Consider the following 16,002-nt stretch of genomic DNA (forward strand, 5'->3'; position numbering starts at 1 on the left):
AGCCTTAAAAACATGAAAAAAGTACTTTTATCCTCCATCATTGTTCTTGTTGGTTTTGTTTTTATCGGAAGACTTTCATATCTGCAAATTTTTAGTTTTTCCCCAAACCAAATTTTGGAGGATCCTGCCATTAAAGCGGTTTATGACTACCCAGAGAGAGGATACATCTATGACCGTAATGGGAAATTGTTAGTGGGGAACCAACCCGCCTATGATGTTATGGTTATCCCAAGGGAGACCAAAGCGCTGGACACCTTGGAATTTTGTAGACTATTGAAAATCTCAAAGGAAGAGTTCCTTAAAAAAATGTCCAAAGCAAAGCGCTATTCTACAAGGTTGCCATCTGTTTTGGTCCCCCAACTTGCAAAAGAGGACTATGCAAGTTTACAGGAAAAGATGCGGAAGTATACAGGTTTCTACATTCAAAAACGCACGCTACGGGATTACAAGACCAAGAGTGCGGCCAATGTACTGGGCTACATTAGTGAGGTTAACGAATGGGATCTAAAAAACAATGAATATTACGTCGCTGGGGAACTTAAAGGAAGAACTGGAATTGAAAAACAGTATGAAGACCTGCTTAGAGGGCGTAAAGGGGTAAAATACCTTCAAAAAGATAGGTTCAACAGAGATATTGGGCCTTACAAGGATGGGGCATTGGATACCCTTCCAGAGTTGGGAAAGGAACTGCATATAAGCCTAGATAAAGATCTACAAGAGTATGGGGAACGGTTAATGCATGGAAAAAGAGGCGGTATTGTGGCAATTGAACCTGCAACAGGTGAAATCCTTACCATGATCTCGGGCCCTACTTACGACCCTGCGCTTTTGGTAGGCAGGGAACGCTCCAAGAATTACAGCAAATTACATTATGACAGTATTGCAAAACCCACATGGGACCGTTCCATTTTGGCACAACCCTCACCAGGTTCCCCCTTTAAAACCTTGAATGCCTTGGTTGCATTACAAGAAGGTGTTATAGATACGGATACCAAAATAAAATGCTACAACGGTTTTTATGTTGGTAAAACCAAACGCGGCTGTCACTGTGGTGGAGGGTCACGCGACTTAAATTCCGGCATCTTCAACTCTTGCAATGCCTACTTTGCAGGTACGTTCAGAAAGATATATGGGAAATTTAATACCACAGACGAAGGACAGGATGTTTGGGAAAAGCATATGAAAAGTTTTGGCCTAGGTAATTATTTGGGCACAGATTTACCAACCGGGGCCCCTGGAAGGATTCCGGACAAAGAATACTATGATAAGGCCTATGGTGATAACAGATGGGCATCTTCCTACATTATTTCCAATGCCATTGGCCAGGGTGAGGTTGCTGCCACCCCTATTCAGCTTGCAAATATGACGGCTGCAATTGCCAATAGAGGACACTTTTATACACCCCATATCATCAAAAAAATAGGAAACAACGGCAACCTTGATCCCAAGTACAGCGAACCAAGGCATACCACCATAGATAAAAAACATTTTGACCCTGTTGTAGAGGCCATGGCCAATGTTTATAAATATGGAACTGCTAGAAGATTGCAAGTTCCCGGAATAGAAATTGCAGGAAAAACAGGTACCGTAGAAAATTTTACACGCATCAATGGCGAAAGGATGCAGCTAACGGACCATTCTATTTTTGTGGCATTTGCGCCCGTAGATAAGCCCAAGATTGCCTTGGCGGTTTACATAGAAAACGGATATTACGGTGCCAGGTATGCTGGGCACATTGCTTCGTTGTTGATTGAGAAATACCTGAAGGGAGAAATTACCCGTAAGGATTTGGAAAAGCGTATGCTGGAAAAAACGTTGGAGCATGAATATGCAAAGCCCTTAAGCGGGGAGCCCTTCAAGATAAACGAACATGTCTGGTAAAAGTGTCCTTAGGCGGTTAGATTGGCTTACGGTTTTTTTGTACCTCCTATTGGTGTTTTTTGGTTGGGTCAACATTTACAGTACCACCTTAACGGAAGCTGAACACTCCATATTTGATTTTGGCACCCTCTACGGAAAACAACTTTTTTTCATCATGGTTTCCATGGCCTTGGTAGTGATTATCCTGTCTCTTGAAACCTCTTTTTTTGAACGCTTTTCCAGTCTTTTTTACCTATTTTCCATCGTGCTACTAATTGGGCTTTATCCTTTTGGAAAGACTATAGCAGGTGCCACATCTTGGTATGGTTTAGGTTTTTTTAACCTGCAACCTTCCGAGTTTGCCAAAATGGCCACAGCCTTGGCACTGGCGAAATACCTATGTGATATACAGACAGATATCCGGCAGACCAAACATCAACTTTTTGCCATCCTAATTATTGTCATACCAATACTGCTCATAGTTCCCCAACCAGATCCAGGAAGCGCACTTATTTATTTCTCCCTCATGTTTGTGCTTTTTAGGGAGGGGCTTCCCCTGAAATACCTGGGCTTTGCGCTACTGTTTGGACTATTGTTTGTTTGTACGCTAAAATTTGGGGTTATTTGGGTCTGCATAGGACTGGGAATGCTCATATCCCTATTTTTCTTTGTGAAACGAAATAATGTAAAAATCCCTAAGCTTCCTTTGGCCATTTTTCTTGTGCTATCCGTACTCCTATCCCTTTCCGTAGAATTTGTCTTTGAGAATGTTTTTGAGCAAAGACATAGAGATCGTTTTAGCTTGTGGTTGGGACTGGAGGATGACCCGGCAAAATTAGAACAAATTAAAAAGACCATAGGCTACAATACCTACCAGGCAGAAAAGGCGATTGAATCCGGTGGATTTTTAGGGAAAGGATTCTTAGAGGGAACCCGCACCAAAGGGGATTTTGTCCCAGAACAACACACCGATTATATCTTTAGTTCCGTTGGGGAAGAATGGGGATTTTTGGGAACTGCCCTTATCATAGTGGTATTTAGCATTTTATTTCTTAGGTTGATACATCTCGCAGAGCGACAAAAAAAAGATTTCAGTAGGATGTACGGTTACGGTATTGTCTCCATCTTATTGGTACATTACTTTGTAAACATAGGGATGGTCATTGGCCTGCTGCCCACTATTGGAATCCCATTGCCGTTTTTTAGCTATGGTGGATCTGGATTACTGTTCTTTACGGCCATGCTCTTTGTATTTCTTAAAATGGATACTTCCCGTTTAAACGAGGTTTAAAAGTCCCATCCATTGGTTCGCACTTTGGACTCTACGGTCTGCTGCCATTCCTGCGATTGTTGGTAAAAAAAGTCTATTCCCGTTCGTTTTTCCAACTCGTCCACGGAAACCAAAAACCCTTCCAGTGGCTTGCCAAATTCCCGGTTGGGCATAATAAATGCCAAAGCTTTTGGCCGTTTTCCATCAAACCGGCATACTATTTTGTAAAAATAATTGGGTACATCAACATCTTCCTCACCTATTTCTTGAAGCCCATCTTCCAATATCCCGCCCGTTATCACGTACAGATGGCCATGCTGTTTGCACCAACTTCTAACCTTCATTTCTAACCTGTTCCACAAGCCCGCATTAAAATCCCGATCTTGCGGGGCAATATTACTAGTGTAAAAAGTCTCATTGTAAGCCAATTTAGAAAACCTTCTGTCTCCGGCCGGACAAAGGTGGCCCCTATCAAAACCAGAACCTTTATAGTTGCGCCAGTCGGCAGACTTACTTCTAACCTTAGGGTCTTCAATAAAATAGGGTCGCTTTCTATCATCCAAGGTGAGCTGTTCCTTTTTTAGCTCATAGGCCAGCCATTCTGCCTGTTCGTGTTCCTCGCTATAGGATAACATGTAATACTCGTGCATGACAACTGCGTTAGTGGTTGAAGCAGGCAATAAACCGCTTTTAAAAGGCAATTGTCCAGAAGATTTGTCGGGAGAATATGGTGCTGGAGTGTAAAAATTCTCCACCAACCAAAACACAATTACACAAAGCAACATTAAGACGGTATAGATGCGTTTGTTTCTACTCACGTTAAAATCCTATTTTAGGCCTAAAAGATACTATAGTATTTTCATTTTATTGAAGGCTCCCCTGTTTTGCGTTATGCGGAAATCCAATTAGCTTTGCCTGATGCATTTTTTATGAAACAAAACCACCTCATTGCGCGGGCAAAACAACTTCTTGATGCGGGTGAACTGGTTGCCATACCTACGGAAACAGTCTACGGGCTTGCTGCTGATGCCACCAATTTGGAAGCTGTGGATAAAATATACAAGGTAAAGGGAAGACCTAGCAACAATCCTGTTATACTTCATTTTGCATCTTTGGAGGCTGCTACACCTTATATCTTGGACATCACCGAGGAGGCTCAAAAACTGGCAGCCGCTTTTTGGCCCGGGCCACTTACCCTACTCCTACCAAAATCAGCAAAAGTGCCTGACAGAATTACGGCTGGTTTGCCACGGGTGGCCATTAGGGTGCCCAATAATGAACTTACGCTCACTCTTTTGGGGCAGCTATCTTATCCGCTGGCAGCGCCAAGCGCCAATCCGTCCGGTTACATAAGTCCAACCACAGCGGAACATGTAACGCGCCAACTTGGACATAAGGTGAGCTTGGTTTTGGACGGAGGCCCGTGTGACCAAGGTTTGGAGTCTACCATTTTTGGATGGGATGGGGAAGGTAGGCCCACCGTTTATAGAAAGGGAACCATTACGGAGGAAGCCATTGCCCAGGTATTACACAGTATACCAAGGACGCATACCACCAAAACCATTGAAGCACCGGGAATGTTGTCCTCCCATTACGCCCCCCACACAAGAACCCTTATCACGGAAGACCTCGTGGCTACCATTGAAGAACACAAAGACACCAACTTTGGTGTCATAGCCTTGGATTCCAAAATGGAAACAAAAGGATTAAACCATCTGATTGTCCTTTCCATTGGCGGTCATTTACCTGAAGCTGCCTCCAACCTTTACAGTGCAATGCATCAGATGGACACAAAAGGCCTTGACCTTATTATTATTGAAAAAGCTCCTGATTTCGGTATTGGTAAAGCCATAAACGATCGCATTCTTAGGGCTACGGGAGGTATCAAAAAAAAAGCCCCATAAACATGGAGCTTTTTTCTTTTTTTGCTTTTGCCCTTACCCTTTAACGCTGGCCAATTTGGTAGCAGGGTTCTTTAGGGAATTGGCCTTAAGCTCTTTTAATACGTTGATTGCTTCTTCTACATAAACGTCTTTTGCCAAATCATTATGCCAACGATCCCTTCTTTCCCTTAAAACTGAATCTTTGGTAAACAGTTCCTGTTCGTACTTTAGGGATTCAAAGGTTAATTTTGAGTCATACTCAGATAACTTTTTAAAATAGTTGGATTTTTCCTTGTTTTTGTTTTGGTCCGCCCTGTAAGCCTGATAGTTTAGGGGCACAGTGGTTTGGTCTTGTTGGCTACGCAACCATTTGGCATTTTCTTCTATAAGCTTGATTTGCTCCTTGCTGGCAAGGCGTTTGGTACTTCTTTCCACGATACCATCGTAATCTATGTAGCCATCCCATACTTGATAGCTTGCCGGGGATATTTTATCCCATGCCAGTGGGTTCTCCTGATCCCGTTCCCCCAAATCGATATAACTGTATCTGTCCGGAACCACGATATCACTTTTGACCCCTTCCAACTGGGTTGAGCCTCCATTAATTCTATAAAATTTTTGGGTAGTCAGCTTAATGGCACCTAAATCCCCATGTTCGCTGCTGCGAACAATATTTTCCAAAGCAATCACATTCTGCACGGTACCTTTACCAAAAGTTTGTTTGCTCCCTAAAACAATGGCTCTTTTATAGTCTTGCATGGCAGCGGCCAAAATTTCGGATGCGGAGGCGGATAGCTCATTGACCAAAATCACCAAAGGACCGTCCCACTGGATGCGCTCATCCTTGTCTTCATGTATTTCTTTTTCCTGCATGGAAGATTTTACCTGTACTATGGGTCCGTCTTTAATAAAAAGCCCGGCCATTTCTACCACGGTCTTTAAGGAACCCCCACCGTTATCGCGCAAATCTAAAATTAGGCCTTCCGCTCCCGCCTGCTTTAAGCGCTCTACCTCTTTGGCCACATCTGTAGCTGCGTTGCGTTCCGTATAGTCATCAAAATCTACATAAAACTTTGGTAATTGAATAAGTCCAAATTTTACATTCTCATCCATTACAGTAGCAGACTTGGCATAAGATTCTTCCAATTCTACCACATCCCTGGTTATGGACACTACCTCTATGGTGCCGTCTACCCTTCTTACCGTTAGGTCTACCACGGTTCCTTTAGGGCCTTTGATAAGCTTAATGGCATCATCCAGGCGCATGCCCACAATATTGATGGGCTCTTCACCATCTTGTCCAACTTTTAGGATTTCATCACCCACTTCAATGGATTTGGCACGCCAGACCGGACCGCCAGAAATGATTTCCACAATCTTTGCCCCCTCTGGTTTCTGTTGGAGCCTTGCCCCAATACCTTCGAACTTACCAGAAATATCGCGATCAAAACGTTCTTTGTCGTCCGGGGCGAGATATAGGGTATGCGGGTCAAATTCATCTACAATAGTGTTGATGTACTGGCCAAACCAATCTTCCCGCTCCAGAGTGGACACAAAATCAAAAAAATCGTCCAAGGTTTTTTTGGTGCTTTCCCTAGATTCCTCCTCTAGTTGCTTGGGCGTTTTATTTTTTAGCTCTTCCTGTTTCTCCAAAAATGCTTGGTCCAATCCCTCCTTATCCTTGGTATTATCAGGGTTTTCCGCCTGTTCTTTCCGTTTTAATTTTCCGTCATAAATAGCAATGGCATTGTACTTTAACTGCTTTCTCCACCGCTCTTTCAATTGCTTTTTCGTGGAGGCGTAAGGCACGTCCTTGTAATCTATGTTTATGCTTTCGTCCTTGGAAAAATCAAATGGCTTTGCCAGAATATCGGCATAGATTTCCTTGGCCTCATCCATACGGCTCATCAATCGGCCATACACCAAATTAAAGAAATCTACCTCCGTATTTTTGATTTGGTCGTCTATCTGAAATTTATACTGTTCAAATTCCTGGATGTCACTTTCCAAAAAATAACGTTTGGTAGGGTCTAGGATGTCCAAAAAATCGTTGTAAACGCTTTCAGAAAAGGAGTCGTTAATATCCTTAGGCTCAAAATGCGCCCTTTCCAGCACATAAGTAATCAAATCCAACAACAATTTATCCTTGTCGTCATTGGCGATGGACTTGTTGGTAAAACTGCATGAGGCGCCTGCAATAAGAATGACCAAAAGGCCAAGTACAAAGTTCTTTTTCATAGGATGTTTTTTGGGACTTTAATGCTTCATTTTCCCAGTTGAGAATCTATCTTTTCTTATTCAATTCCCTAAGATACTGAAAAAATCATGCCAGCTTTGGACGTGTCTTTTAATATTTTGTTAAACGGTCTCCATAGCCCATCGTTATGAAAAACGTATTTTTGCGGCTTTAATTATACCATATGTCCAAACCTCTTATTTTAGTGACCAATGACGACGGTATCACGGCTCCGGGATTGCGCTTGTTGATCCAATTGATGAATGAACTGGGCGATGTGGTAGTGGTGGCACCGGACAGTCCGCAATCTGGCATGGGGCACGCCATCACCCTAGACAACACCTTGTACTCCAAAAAAGTGGTCATTGATCGGGAACATGGAGCTCCAAAAGAGTACAGCTGTAGTGGCACACCGGCCGATTGTGTTAAACTTGGTTTACAGGAGTTATTGCAAAGAAAACCAGATATCGTGGTCAGTGGTATCAATCACGGGTCCAATGCGTCCATCAACGTCATTTATTCCGGTACCATGAGTGCCGCCGTTGAAGCCGGCATAGAAGGCATTCCCGCCATTGGTTTTTCCTTATGCGACTACGGTTGGAACGCAGATTTTACAGGAATAAGCGAATCTGTCAAACAAATTGTGCGTACCGCACTAAAAAACGGTATCCCCCGCGGTACGGTGCTCAATGTCAATTACCCCAAATACGATGGCGTACCGCTAAAAGGGGCTAAAATCTGTAGGCAGGCCAAGGCCAATTGGAAAGAGAAATTTGACAAAAGAACAAGCCCAATGGGTAAAGAATATTATTGGTTAACCGGGGAGTTTGATTTACTGGACAAAGGCGAGGATACGGATATCCATGCCTTAAACAACGGCTATGCCTCCATTGTCCCCACACAGTTTGACCTCACCGCACATTACGCTATATCCACCTTAAATACCTGGAATTTTGAAGACTAATACAAACAAAGAAATTATAATCGGCTTTTTGGTGGGCATCATTGCCAACACCATTGGCACCTTAATCTATGTGGTACTTTTTTCTGACCTTGGTATTGCAGATACGTTTAAAGCGGCCATTGCCCAAGAACATATTGGCAGTTTACTTGCCCTGGGCGCCATTTTAAACTTGGTAGCCTTTTTCGGATTTTTAAAGTTGAGGCGGGATTACAGGGCAAGGGGCGTAATGATAGCCACCATACTTACTGCGCTGGTTATTCTCTACTACAAAGTATTTTGAGCATGAACTATTATATCATTGCCGGTGAAGCTTCTGGTGACCTACATGGGTCCAATTTGATAAAAGCGCTGTTAAAACAGGATACGGCGGCCAATATTAGATGCTGGGGCGGTGATTTAATGGAACAAGCAGGCGGGCATTTGGCCAAACACTATAAGACCATGTCCTTTATGGGCTTTGCCGAAGTCTTAAAAAACATCCCAGCCATTTTTAAAAACATACGGTTCTGCAAAGAGGATATTACCGCCTTTAAACCCGATGTGATTATTTTTATTGATTTCTCTGGATTTAACCTGCGTATTGCCAAATGGGCAAAGCAACACAGGTATACCACCAACTACTATATTTCTCCACAGGTTTGGGCCTCCAGAGCGGGGAGGGTGAAGAAAATCAAAAGGGACATAGACCAGATGTACGTAATATTGCCGTTTGAGAAAGCATTCTATGCCAAATACGGTATGGAGGTAGATTTTGTTGGACACCCGCTGTTGGATGCCATTGCCAATACCCCCATAACGGAAGACCAGCACTTTAGAAAAACCAATCAACTGGATTTAGAGAGGCCAATAATTGCCCTATTACCGGGCAGCCGAAAACAGGAGGTGGAAAAGATGCTTACCATTATGCTTTCCGTCATTGGCAATTTCAGAAAATACCAATTTGTTATCGCGGGCGCACCCAGCTTGCCCATGGAATTCTATGCCCCTTTCACCAATGCCCAAACGGTAGGCTTTGTTTCCAATGACACCTACTCCCTTTTAAGTCATTCCCATGCCGCATTGGTAACAAGTGGCACCGCAACGCTAGAGACCGCTTTGTTTAAAGTGCCACAAGTGGTTTGTTACAAGGGCAGTTGGTTATCTTACCAAATTGCTAAACGAATCATAACCCTTAAGTATATTTCATTGGTGAACCTCATCATGGATACGGAGGTGGTCAAAGAATTGATTCAAGAAGAATTACATACCAACAACCTCATCAATGAACTCCAAAAAACACTCCGTGGCCCAGGACGGGAAAACATCATTAAAGGCTACACGTCGCTCATCCAAAAACTTGGGGGTGCCGGGGCCAGTGATAAAGTGGCGAGCTTGATTATCAAAAATGCGTAACTTTAGCATACAAGAAGCAATGCTGCCGTTACATGTCTAAAAAATTTTCCGTCTTACTTTTCTCGCTGCTATTGGTGGGTTGTTTTGGCAAAAAAAGGACCACCTATGGTACCACTCCAACCATTACCGTAGCCGCTTCAGAGAATCCAAATGGGAATGCCAAGGAACCTTCTAAAAACCATCCTCAAAATCTTCTTGCTGACGCCATTGTTGAAAGCGCCATGAAATTTACGGGCACCCGCTACCGGTATGGAGGTACCACAAAAAAAGGGATGGATTGTTCTGGATTGATCTATGTGGCCTTACAAGAAAACGATATTATTTTTCCAAGGGTTTCCACTGCAATGGCCAATGAGGGTAAACGCATTGGATTGGTTAAGGCACAAAAAGGCGATTTACTTTTTTTTAAAACCAGAAAGCGGGGCAAAAAAATAAACCACGTGGGTCTGGTGGTCTCAGTTGATGGGGACGACATTAAATTTATACATGCTTCTACCTCCCGAGGTGTGATTGTCTCGTCGCTCAGGGAAGGCTACTGGAATTCAGCTTTTGTAAAAGCTACTAGAATCTTGTAATGCGGCTATTTCGCCTTGCATCCGTAAAACTTTCCCTATGCCTGATGTTTGGCATTTTATTGGGCCAGCTCACGCAACCAAATATCAAGACGGTCTGGATTGGTTTCACCCTTATTTTTGTCCTTTTAGGGGCATTGTTGCAAAAGCAAACCAGAAAAGGAGTGCCTTGGTTTACCTTATGTTCTTTCTTAACCACCATCTTACTAGGCGTTTTGGTATATACCATGGCCCAGCCCATAAACTACCCAACGCATTTTAGTATGCGGGCCAGTACTGAAAGAACAGTCTATCACTTAAAAATACGAGACATCTTAAAACCCAATGCTTACACCCTAAGATATATAGCAAAGGTTCACAAAGTAGACAGCTCGCCAACTACCGGGGAACTTTTATTTTCCATGCCCAGGGATAGTGCTCCAACGAGGTTTAAGGTAGACGATGAGTTACTGTCCTTTGGAACCGTTGCACCGATCCCGCAGCCAAAGAACCCGCATCAATTTGATTATTCCCGCCATATGGCAACCCAAGGAATATATCACCAATTACGGGTAAATTCTGGTGATGTTGTCCCGTTGCAACAAAGAGATAGGACAATCAAAGGTTATGCTGCCGACCTCCGGAACCACGTGATCACCAAGCTACGGGAACACGCTTTTGGGCAAAAAGAACTTGGGGTCATACAGGCACTTTTATTGGGACAGCGAGATAACATAGATGAAGGAACGTATAATGACTACAAAAACGCAGGGGCAGTGCATATTTTGGCGGTCTCTGGACTTCATATTGGTATTTTTCTTTTGCTCTTGCAATTCTTACTCGCCCCACTAAATCATATCACCCACGGAAAGACGCTAAAAACTGTGTTGATTATTACCATCCTTTGGGCTTTTGCGTGTATTGCAGGCTTGTCACCCTCGGTGGTACGGGCGGTAACCATGTTTTCCTTTGTGGCATACGCAATGCAGCTAAATAGGCCAACGAGTACCTTCAATAGTATTGCACTTTCCCTCTTTTTTATCCTGTTGGTCTCACCCATGTTCCTTTTTCAGGTAGGTTTTCAAATGAGTTATGCCGCTGTTTTTGCCATTGTATGGCTTTATCCAAAACTGCAACGATGGTACCGGCCCAAAAATAGCATACTGAGAAAAGGCTGGCAATTGTTGAGCGTAAGCTGTGCGGCACAATTGGGGGTGTTGCCCATAAGCCTTTTTTACTTTCACCAATTCCCATCACTGTTCTTTGTTTCCAATTTGGTCATCGTTCCTTTTTTAGGGCTGGTACTGGGTTTTGGCGCCTTCGTTATTTTTCTTACCGCTATAGGTCAATTACCGGCCATTCTTGTTACCGTTTACAATACTATGATCGGTTGGATGAATGCGGTTGTGCATGTAGTAGCGTCTCAAGAGGATTTTTTGTTCCAGAAAATTTCGTTTGATGGATTTCAACTGGTATTGGCATACGTGGGTATTATAGCGTTGGTAAGCCTTCTACAAAAATTTAGATTTAAGCCTCTGGCGCTAATTCTTGGAAGCATCATCCTATTTCTGGGACATGCGCTTTACACCCGACACCAGCAACAACAGACCCACCAATTGATTATTGCACACCAAGTAAAAGGAAGCATTTTAATGCATCATGGGCAAAATTGGCTTACCGTATTTCACGGGTCCAACGCAAGGTTGGATTATCTTCTGGAAAATTATGCCATTAAAGCGAGGATAGACTCTATAGTTACGGACAGCCTACACAACGCTTACCGTATAGGGCATCAAAAATTATACCTTATGGACAGTTTGGGGGTTTATCCACGACCAAAATCCGCCGATTATCTCGTTCTGACCAACTCCCCAAAAATCAACTTTGAACGGCTATTGGATTCTATACAACCCAAACAAATTATTGCGGACGGGAGTAATTATAACAATGTTGTGGAACAATGGAAAATGACCAGTACTAAAAAAAACATCCCTTTTCACTATACTGGAGAAAAGGGAGCTTTTGTAATTGATATCATAGACTAGTGCACGTTACCCATCAACTTCTTGATAAACGGCGAGGCCAACAAAACAAGGAGCCCTGCACCAATTGAATAGTAAGCTATTAATTCAAAACCCTCTGTATAGACATTTAAAGTATCAAACCCTCCTACATTGGCATCGGTGCTTTCAATGGCCAATTGCTTCCCTATAAAGCCCACTACTTGAAATGCGAATGCAGAGGATAAAAACCAAACCCCCATCATAAACGCCACGATTCTTTTGGGCGACAAATCGGTTATTTTAGAAAGTCCAACAGGTGACATAAAAAGTTCACCAACAGAAAGCAAGAAATACATGAGCAACAAATAGGCAAAAGGTACAAGCCCAGCTTCATTGGCACTGTTTTGGCTAAGGGCCAAAATATAAAAGCTAATACCTGCAAACAACAATCCCAAACCAAATTTGTATGGTGTTCTTGGATTCTTTTTCCTTTTGGCCAACTTGGTCCACATTAATGAAATGGGAATAGCTAGAATAATAATCCACATGGAGTTTAAAGAATTGGTTTGCGATGCGGACATGATGCCTTCTAAATCAATATTCCGTGCAGCAAATAAAGTGATTACACTACCTGAAAGCTCATGAAAACCCCAAAAAACCGTCATAAAAACAGTAATCAATACGGCTACAAACAACTTTTTACGTTCTTCCAAAGTTGCCTGATACATGATAAAGCCCAGATAAACCAAAATAGCTATACCAATTGCCTTAAAAATAACATTCACAATATTCTGGTCTTCAAAAAAACTGCCTTCAACACCTAAAGATTTGTATGCTGAGAGCAAATAAGCTATCAATGGAGCGGAGGCAAACGCTAAAATTGGGATAATATATCTTTGCGGAATCCCAAGAATTTTTTGGTCTATTTTACTGTCTGTAGGTGGCATTCCGTTTTCGCCAAATACTCCTTTACGTATTCCACTCCAAAAAACAATCAGTCCCGTTAACATTCCAATACCAGCCAATCCGAAACCATAATGCCAGCCGTATTTGGCGGCCAACCAACCACATAACAATGGCGCTACCCACCCACCAATATTAATACCCATATAGAATATGGTAAATCCGCTGTCCTTTCTGGTATCTCCTTCTGCATATAACGTTCCTACAAAAGTGGAGATGTTAGGCTTAAAAAAACCGTTCCCAACAATAATGAAGGATAAGGCCAAGAAGAAGGCAACGTTATTTTCTATGGCAAGGACAAAATGCCCTATTGACATAAGAACACCACCTAAGAAAATAGAATTGCGCATTCCTAATATTTTATCGGAGATACGGCCACCTATTACGGTTGAGGCATAAACCAACGAGCCATATGAAGCATAGACCGCTGCCGTTGCAAAATCCCTTTCCGTTAGCGCTTCAAAAATGACCTGGACCATGTAAAGGGTAAGCAAAGCACGCATCCCATAAAAGCTAAAGCGCTCCCACAATTCTGCAAAAAACAGATAAAACAATCCCTTAGGATGTCCAAAAATCTCATTAGAATTGGGCGTTTTAACTACTTCTGACATATCTTAGTTGGTTTTGGTTTATAATTTTTCCTTGATGAAATTGGTCATTTTGGTATACAGGTGCAGTCTGGTATTACCCCCATAAATGCCATGGTTTTTATCAGGGTAAATGGCCCATTCAAACTGTTTGTTGGCCTGGACCAAAGCCTCTATCATTCGCATGGAATTTTGCACATGTACATTATCATCGCCACTGCCGTGCACCAATAAATAATCGCCTTTTAGCAATTCTGGGTAATTAAAGGGGCTGTTGTCATCATAGCCACTGGCATTTTCTTGTGGGGTCTGCATATAGCGTTCCGTGTAAATGGTATCGTAAAAACGCCAGCTGGTCACTGGTGCCACGGCAATGGCCAACTCAAACACATCATTCCCCTTTAGAATACAGTTGGTGGACATAAAGCCACCGTAACTCCATCCCCAAATACCGGTTCTCCCTTCATCAATATAGGAACGTTCACTCAACTTTTTAGCTGCTGCAATTTGGTCCTCTACTTCCAACTTACCCAATTCTTTTTGGGTCACTTTTTTAAAATCGCGGCCCTTATACCCGGTGCCCCTACCATCTACACAGGCGACAACATACCCTTCTGCAACCAACACTTGGTGCCAGTAATCATTGCTGCCCATCCAGCGGTTGGCCACCTGCTGGCTACCCGGTCCGCTGTACTGGAACATGAATAATGGATATTTTTTTGATTCGTCAAAATCGGCAGGTTTCATCATCCACATATTAAGGTCATTGCCATTGATGTTTATCGTGGCGAATTCTTTTGGGACAATTTGATATCGCTCAAGTTTATCAAGCAATGCCTGATTATCCTTTATCCCCATTATTTTCTCTCCGTTGGATGCTTTGTATAAAGTATAACGAGTGGGTGTTTTGGCATTGGAAAAAGTGTTGATAAAATAGGAATAGTCCGCACTAAAATCTGCTGAATTGGTGCCACTATCAACGGCAAGGGCCTTTTTGTCCAAACCGCCTGAAGATATGCTGTAAATACCGCGGTTAATGGAGCCATTTTCAGTAGACTGGTAATAAATACGGTCGTTTTCTTGGTCGTAGCCGTAGTATTTGGTGACCTCCCAATCTCCCTTGGTAATCTGGTTCATGAGGTTACCCGCTTCATCATAGAGATATAGGTGGTTATAGCCATCTTTTTCGCTAGTCCAGATAAAACTATCATTGGCCAAGAAGGTTAGGTTATCATGAACATCCACATAGGCATCATCCTTTTCTTCCAATAAAAGGGAAACGGTGTTTGTTTTGGCGTTCACCCCGTGCAGTTGTAAAACGTTTTGGTGACGGTTCATGGTCTGCACACTAAGATAATGAGGGTGGTTCATCCATTTTATTCTTGGTATGTAATAGGGGTTCCCTAAATCCACATTGATCTTTATCCCTTTTTCAACATCAAAGAGATGTAAGGAAACCTTGGCGTTGTCCTCCCCTGCTTTGGGATATTTAAATTCGTATTGCGTCTGGTAAAGTTCATTGCCGTACACGTCCATGGAAAACTGTGGTACATTGGTTTCATCAAAGCGTATAAATGCAATTTGGGTGCCGTCACTGTTCCATTCAAAGGCTTGTACGTATCCAAATTCCTCTTCATAGACCCAATCTGTAACGCCATTGATTATTTTCCCATACGCCCCGTCATTGGTTAGCTGTAGGACTTCCTTGGTTTCCAAATCCAATATATACAGATTATTGTCCAAGGCATATGCCACTTTGGAACCATCCGGAGAAAGCTCTGGTTCCTGTATTTCCCGTTCAGAAATTTTAGTGAGCTGTTTGTCCCCTAAATCATAGACATAATAAATGCCCCGCCTGGAGCGTCTAAAAATAGGTTTTACCGCTGTGGCCAAAATTAATTTTGATTCATCTTCACTGAATTCATAGGAGGTAAAAAACGGAATGTCCCCTCCAGAGCTTACCAAGGTTTTTGTTTTTTTGAGCGTTTGGTAATCGTAGGTATCTACCCTACTAACCTTGGTTCCCCTATCTAGATTAAGTACGGTATACTGCTTGCCATTCTTCATGGAACGCAGCACATCCATCCCTTGGGTGCTAAAGGTGCCGTTCCAAATATCCTCCAGTTCTATCTTGTTCTTTTGGCCTTGGGCCAGTATAGTGCCAACAAGTACTAAAACACATAAAAAACGATATTTTCCCATAATTAATCCGTACCATTAAAACCATCAAGTTTACTAATTATTTATTGAATACTAAACTTTGCCGGAGATTTACTTAGGAGCTATGGGAGCA

12 protein-coding genes are annotated in these 16,002 nt (G+C 42.6%); 8 read left to right on the top strand and 4 right to left on the bottom strand.

What is annotated here, in order from left to right:
• Positions 1-12: 12 nt before the first annotated feature.
• Both I595_RS04890 and rodA read left to right on the top strand, forming a co-directional pair.
• Positions 13-1,881, top strand: a complete 1,869-nt coding sequence (locus I595_RS04890) for a peptidoglycan D,D-transpeptidase FtsI family protein (RefSeq protein ID WP_054558273.1) — start codon at positions 13-15, stop codon at positions 1,879-1,881.
• Positions 1,871-3,151: a rod shape-determining protein RodA gene (gene rodA, locus I595_RS04895; RefSeq protein WP_054558274.1), complete on the top strand. Its 1,281-nt coding sequence runs from the start codon at positions 1,871-1,873 to the stop codon at positions 3,149-3,151. Before I595_RS04890 ends, rodA begins: the two co-directional genes overlap by 11 nt.
• Here the strand turns inward: rodA and I595_RS04900 are convergent.
• Complete coding sequence (locus I595_RS04900) at positions 3,148-3,915, bottom strand: DNA/RNA non-specific endonuclease (RefSeq protein ID WP_054558677.1); 768 nt, start codon at positions 3,913-3,915, stop codon at positions 3,148-3,150. The two genes, rodA and I595_RS04900, sit on opposite strands and share 4 nt — an antisense overlap.
• 144 nt (positions 3,916-4,059) lie before the next feature.
• Between I595_RS04900 and I595_RS04905 the strand changes: the two genes are divergently transcribed.
• On the top strand, positions 4,060-5,034 hold the full coding sequence (locus I595_RS04905; protein ID WP_054558678.1) for an L-threonylcarbamoyladenylate synthase: 975 nt from the start codon (positions 4,060-4,062) through the stop codon (positions 5,032-5,034).
• 33 nt (positions 5,035-5,067) lie between these two features.
• On the opposite strand, the gene I595_RS04910 is transcribed toward I595_RS04905, so the two are convergent.
• Positions 5,068-7,251: a carboxy terminal-processing peptidase gene (locus I595_RS04910; protein WP_054558275.1), complete on the bottom strand. Its 2,184-nt coding sequence runs from the start codon at positions 7,249-7,251 to the stop codon at positions 5,068-5,070.
• 182 nt (positions 7,252-7,433) lie between these two features.
• Between I595_RS04910 and surE the strand changes: the two genes are divergently transcribed.
• From surE to I595_RS04935, 5 genes are read left to right on the top strand one after another with little or no spacing between them, the layout of a single operon-like run.
• Complete coding sequence (gene surE / locus I595_RS04915) at positions 7,434-8,213, top strand: 5'/3'-nucleotidase SurE (RefSeq protein ID WP_054558276.1); 780 nt, start codon at positions 7,434-7,436, stop codon at positions 8,211-8,213.
• Positions 8,203-8,493 carry a hypothetical protein gene (locus I595_RS04920; RefSeq protein ID WP_054558277.1) on the top strand — a complete coding sequence of 97 codons (291 nt, stop codon included), beginning with the start codon at positions 8,203-8,205 and terminating at the stop codon, positions 8,491-8,493. The genes surE and I595_RS04920 overlap by 11 nt, the downstream gene beginning before the upstream one ends.
• Positions 8,494-8,495: 2 nt before the next feature.
• On the top strand, positions 8,496-9,605 hold the full coding sequence (gene lpxB / locus I595_RS04925; protein WP_054558278.1) for a lipid-A-disaccharide synthase: 1,110 nt from the start codon (positions 8,496-8,498) through the stop codon (positions 9,603-9,605).
• Between the two features lie 32 nt (positions 9,606-9,637).
• Positions 9,638-10,180 carry a C40 family peptidase gene (locus I595_RS04930; RefSeq protein ID WP_054558279.1) on the top strand — a complete coding sequence of 181 codons (543 nt, stop codon included), beginning with the start codon at positions 9,638-9,640 and terminating at the stop codon, positions 10,178-10,180.
• Complete coding sequence (locus tag I595_RS04935; protein ID WP_054558280.1) at positions 10,180-12,201, top strand: ComEC/Rec2 family competence protein; 2,022 nt, start codon at positions 10,180-10,182, stop codon at positions 12,199-12,201. Before I595_RS04930 ends, I595_RS04935 begins: the two co-directional genes overlap by 1 nt.
• Here the strand turns inward: I595_RS04935 and I595_RS04940 are convergent.
• Together I595_RS04940 and I595_RS04945 are read right to left on the bottom strand one after the other, a co-directional pair.
• Positions 12,198-13,733: a peptide MFS transporter gene (locus I595_RS04940; RefSeq protein WP_054558281.1), complete on the bottom strand. Its 1,536-nt coding sequence runs from the start codon at positions 13,731-13,733 to the stop codon at positions 12,198-12,200. The two genes, I595_RS04935 and I595_RS04940, sit on opposite strands and share 4 nt — an antisense overlap.
• An 18-nt stretch (positions 13,734-13,751) precedes the next feature.
• Positions 13,752-15,911 (bottom strand): S9 family peptidase, encoded by a 2,160-nt coding sequence (locus tag I595_RS04945; protein ID WP_054558282.1) that lies wholly within the window; start codon positions 15,909-15,911, stop codon positions 13,752-13,754.
• Between the last annotated feature and the right edge of the window lie 91 nt (positions 15,912-16,002).

This window comes from Croceitalea dokdonensis DOKDO 023 (genome assembly GCF_001306415.1).
Classification (GTDB): domain Bacteria; phylum Bacteroidota; class Bacteroidia; order Flavobacteriales; family Flavobacteriaceae; genus Croceitalea; species Croceitalea dokdonensis.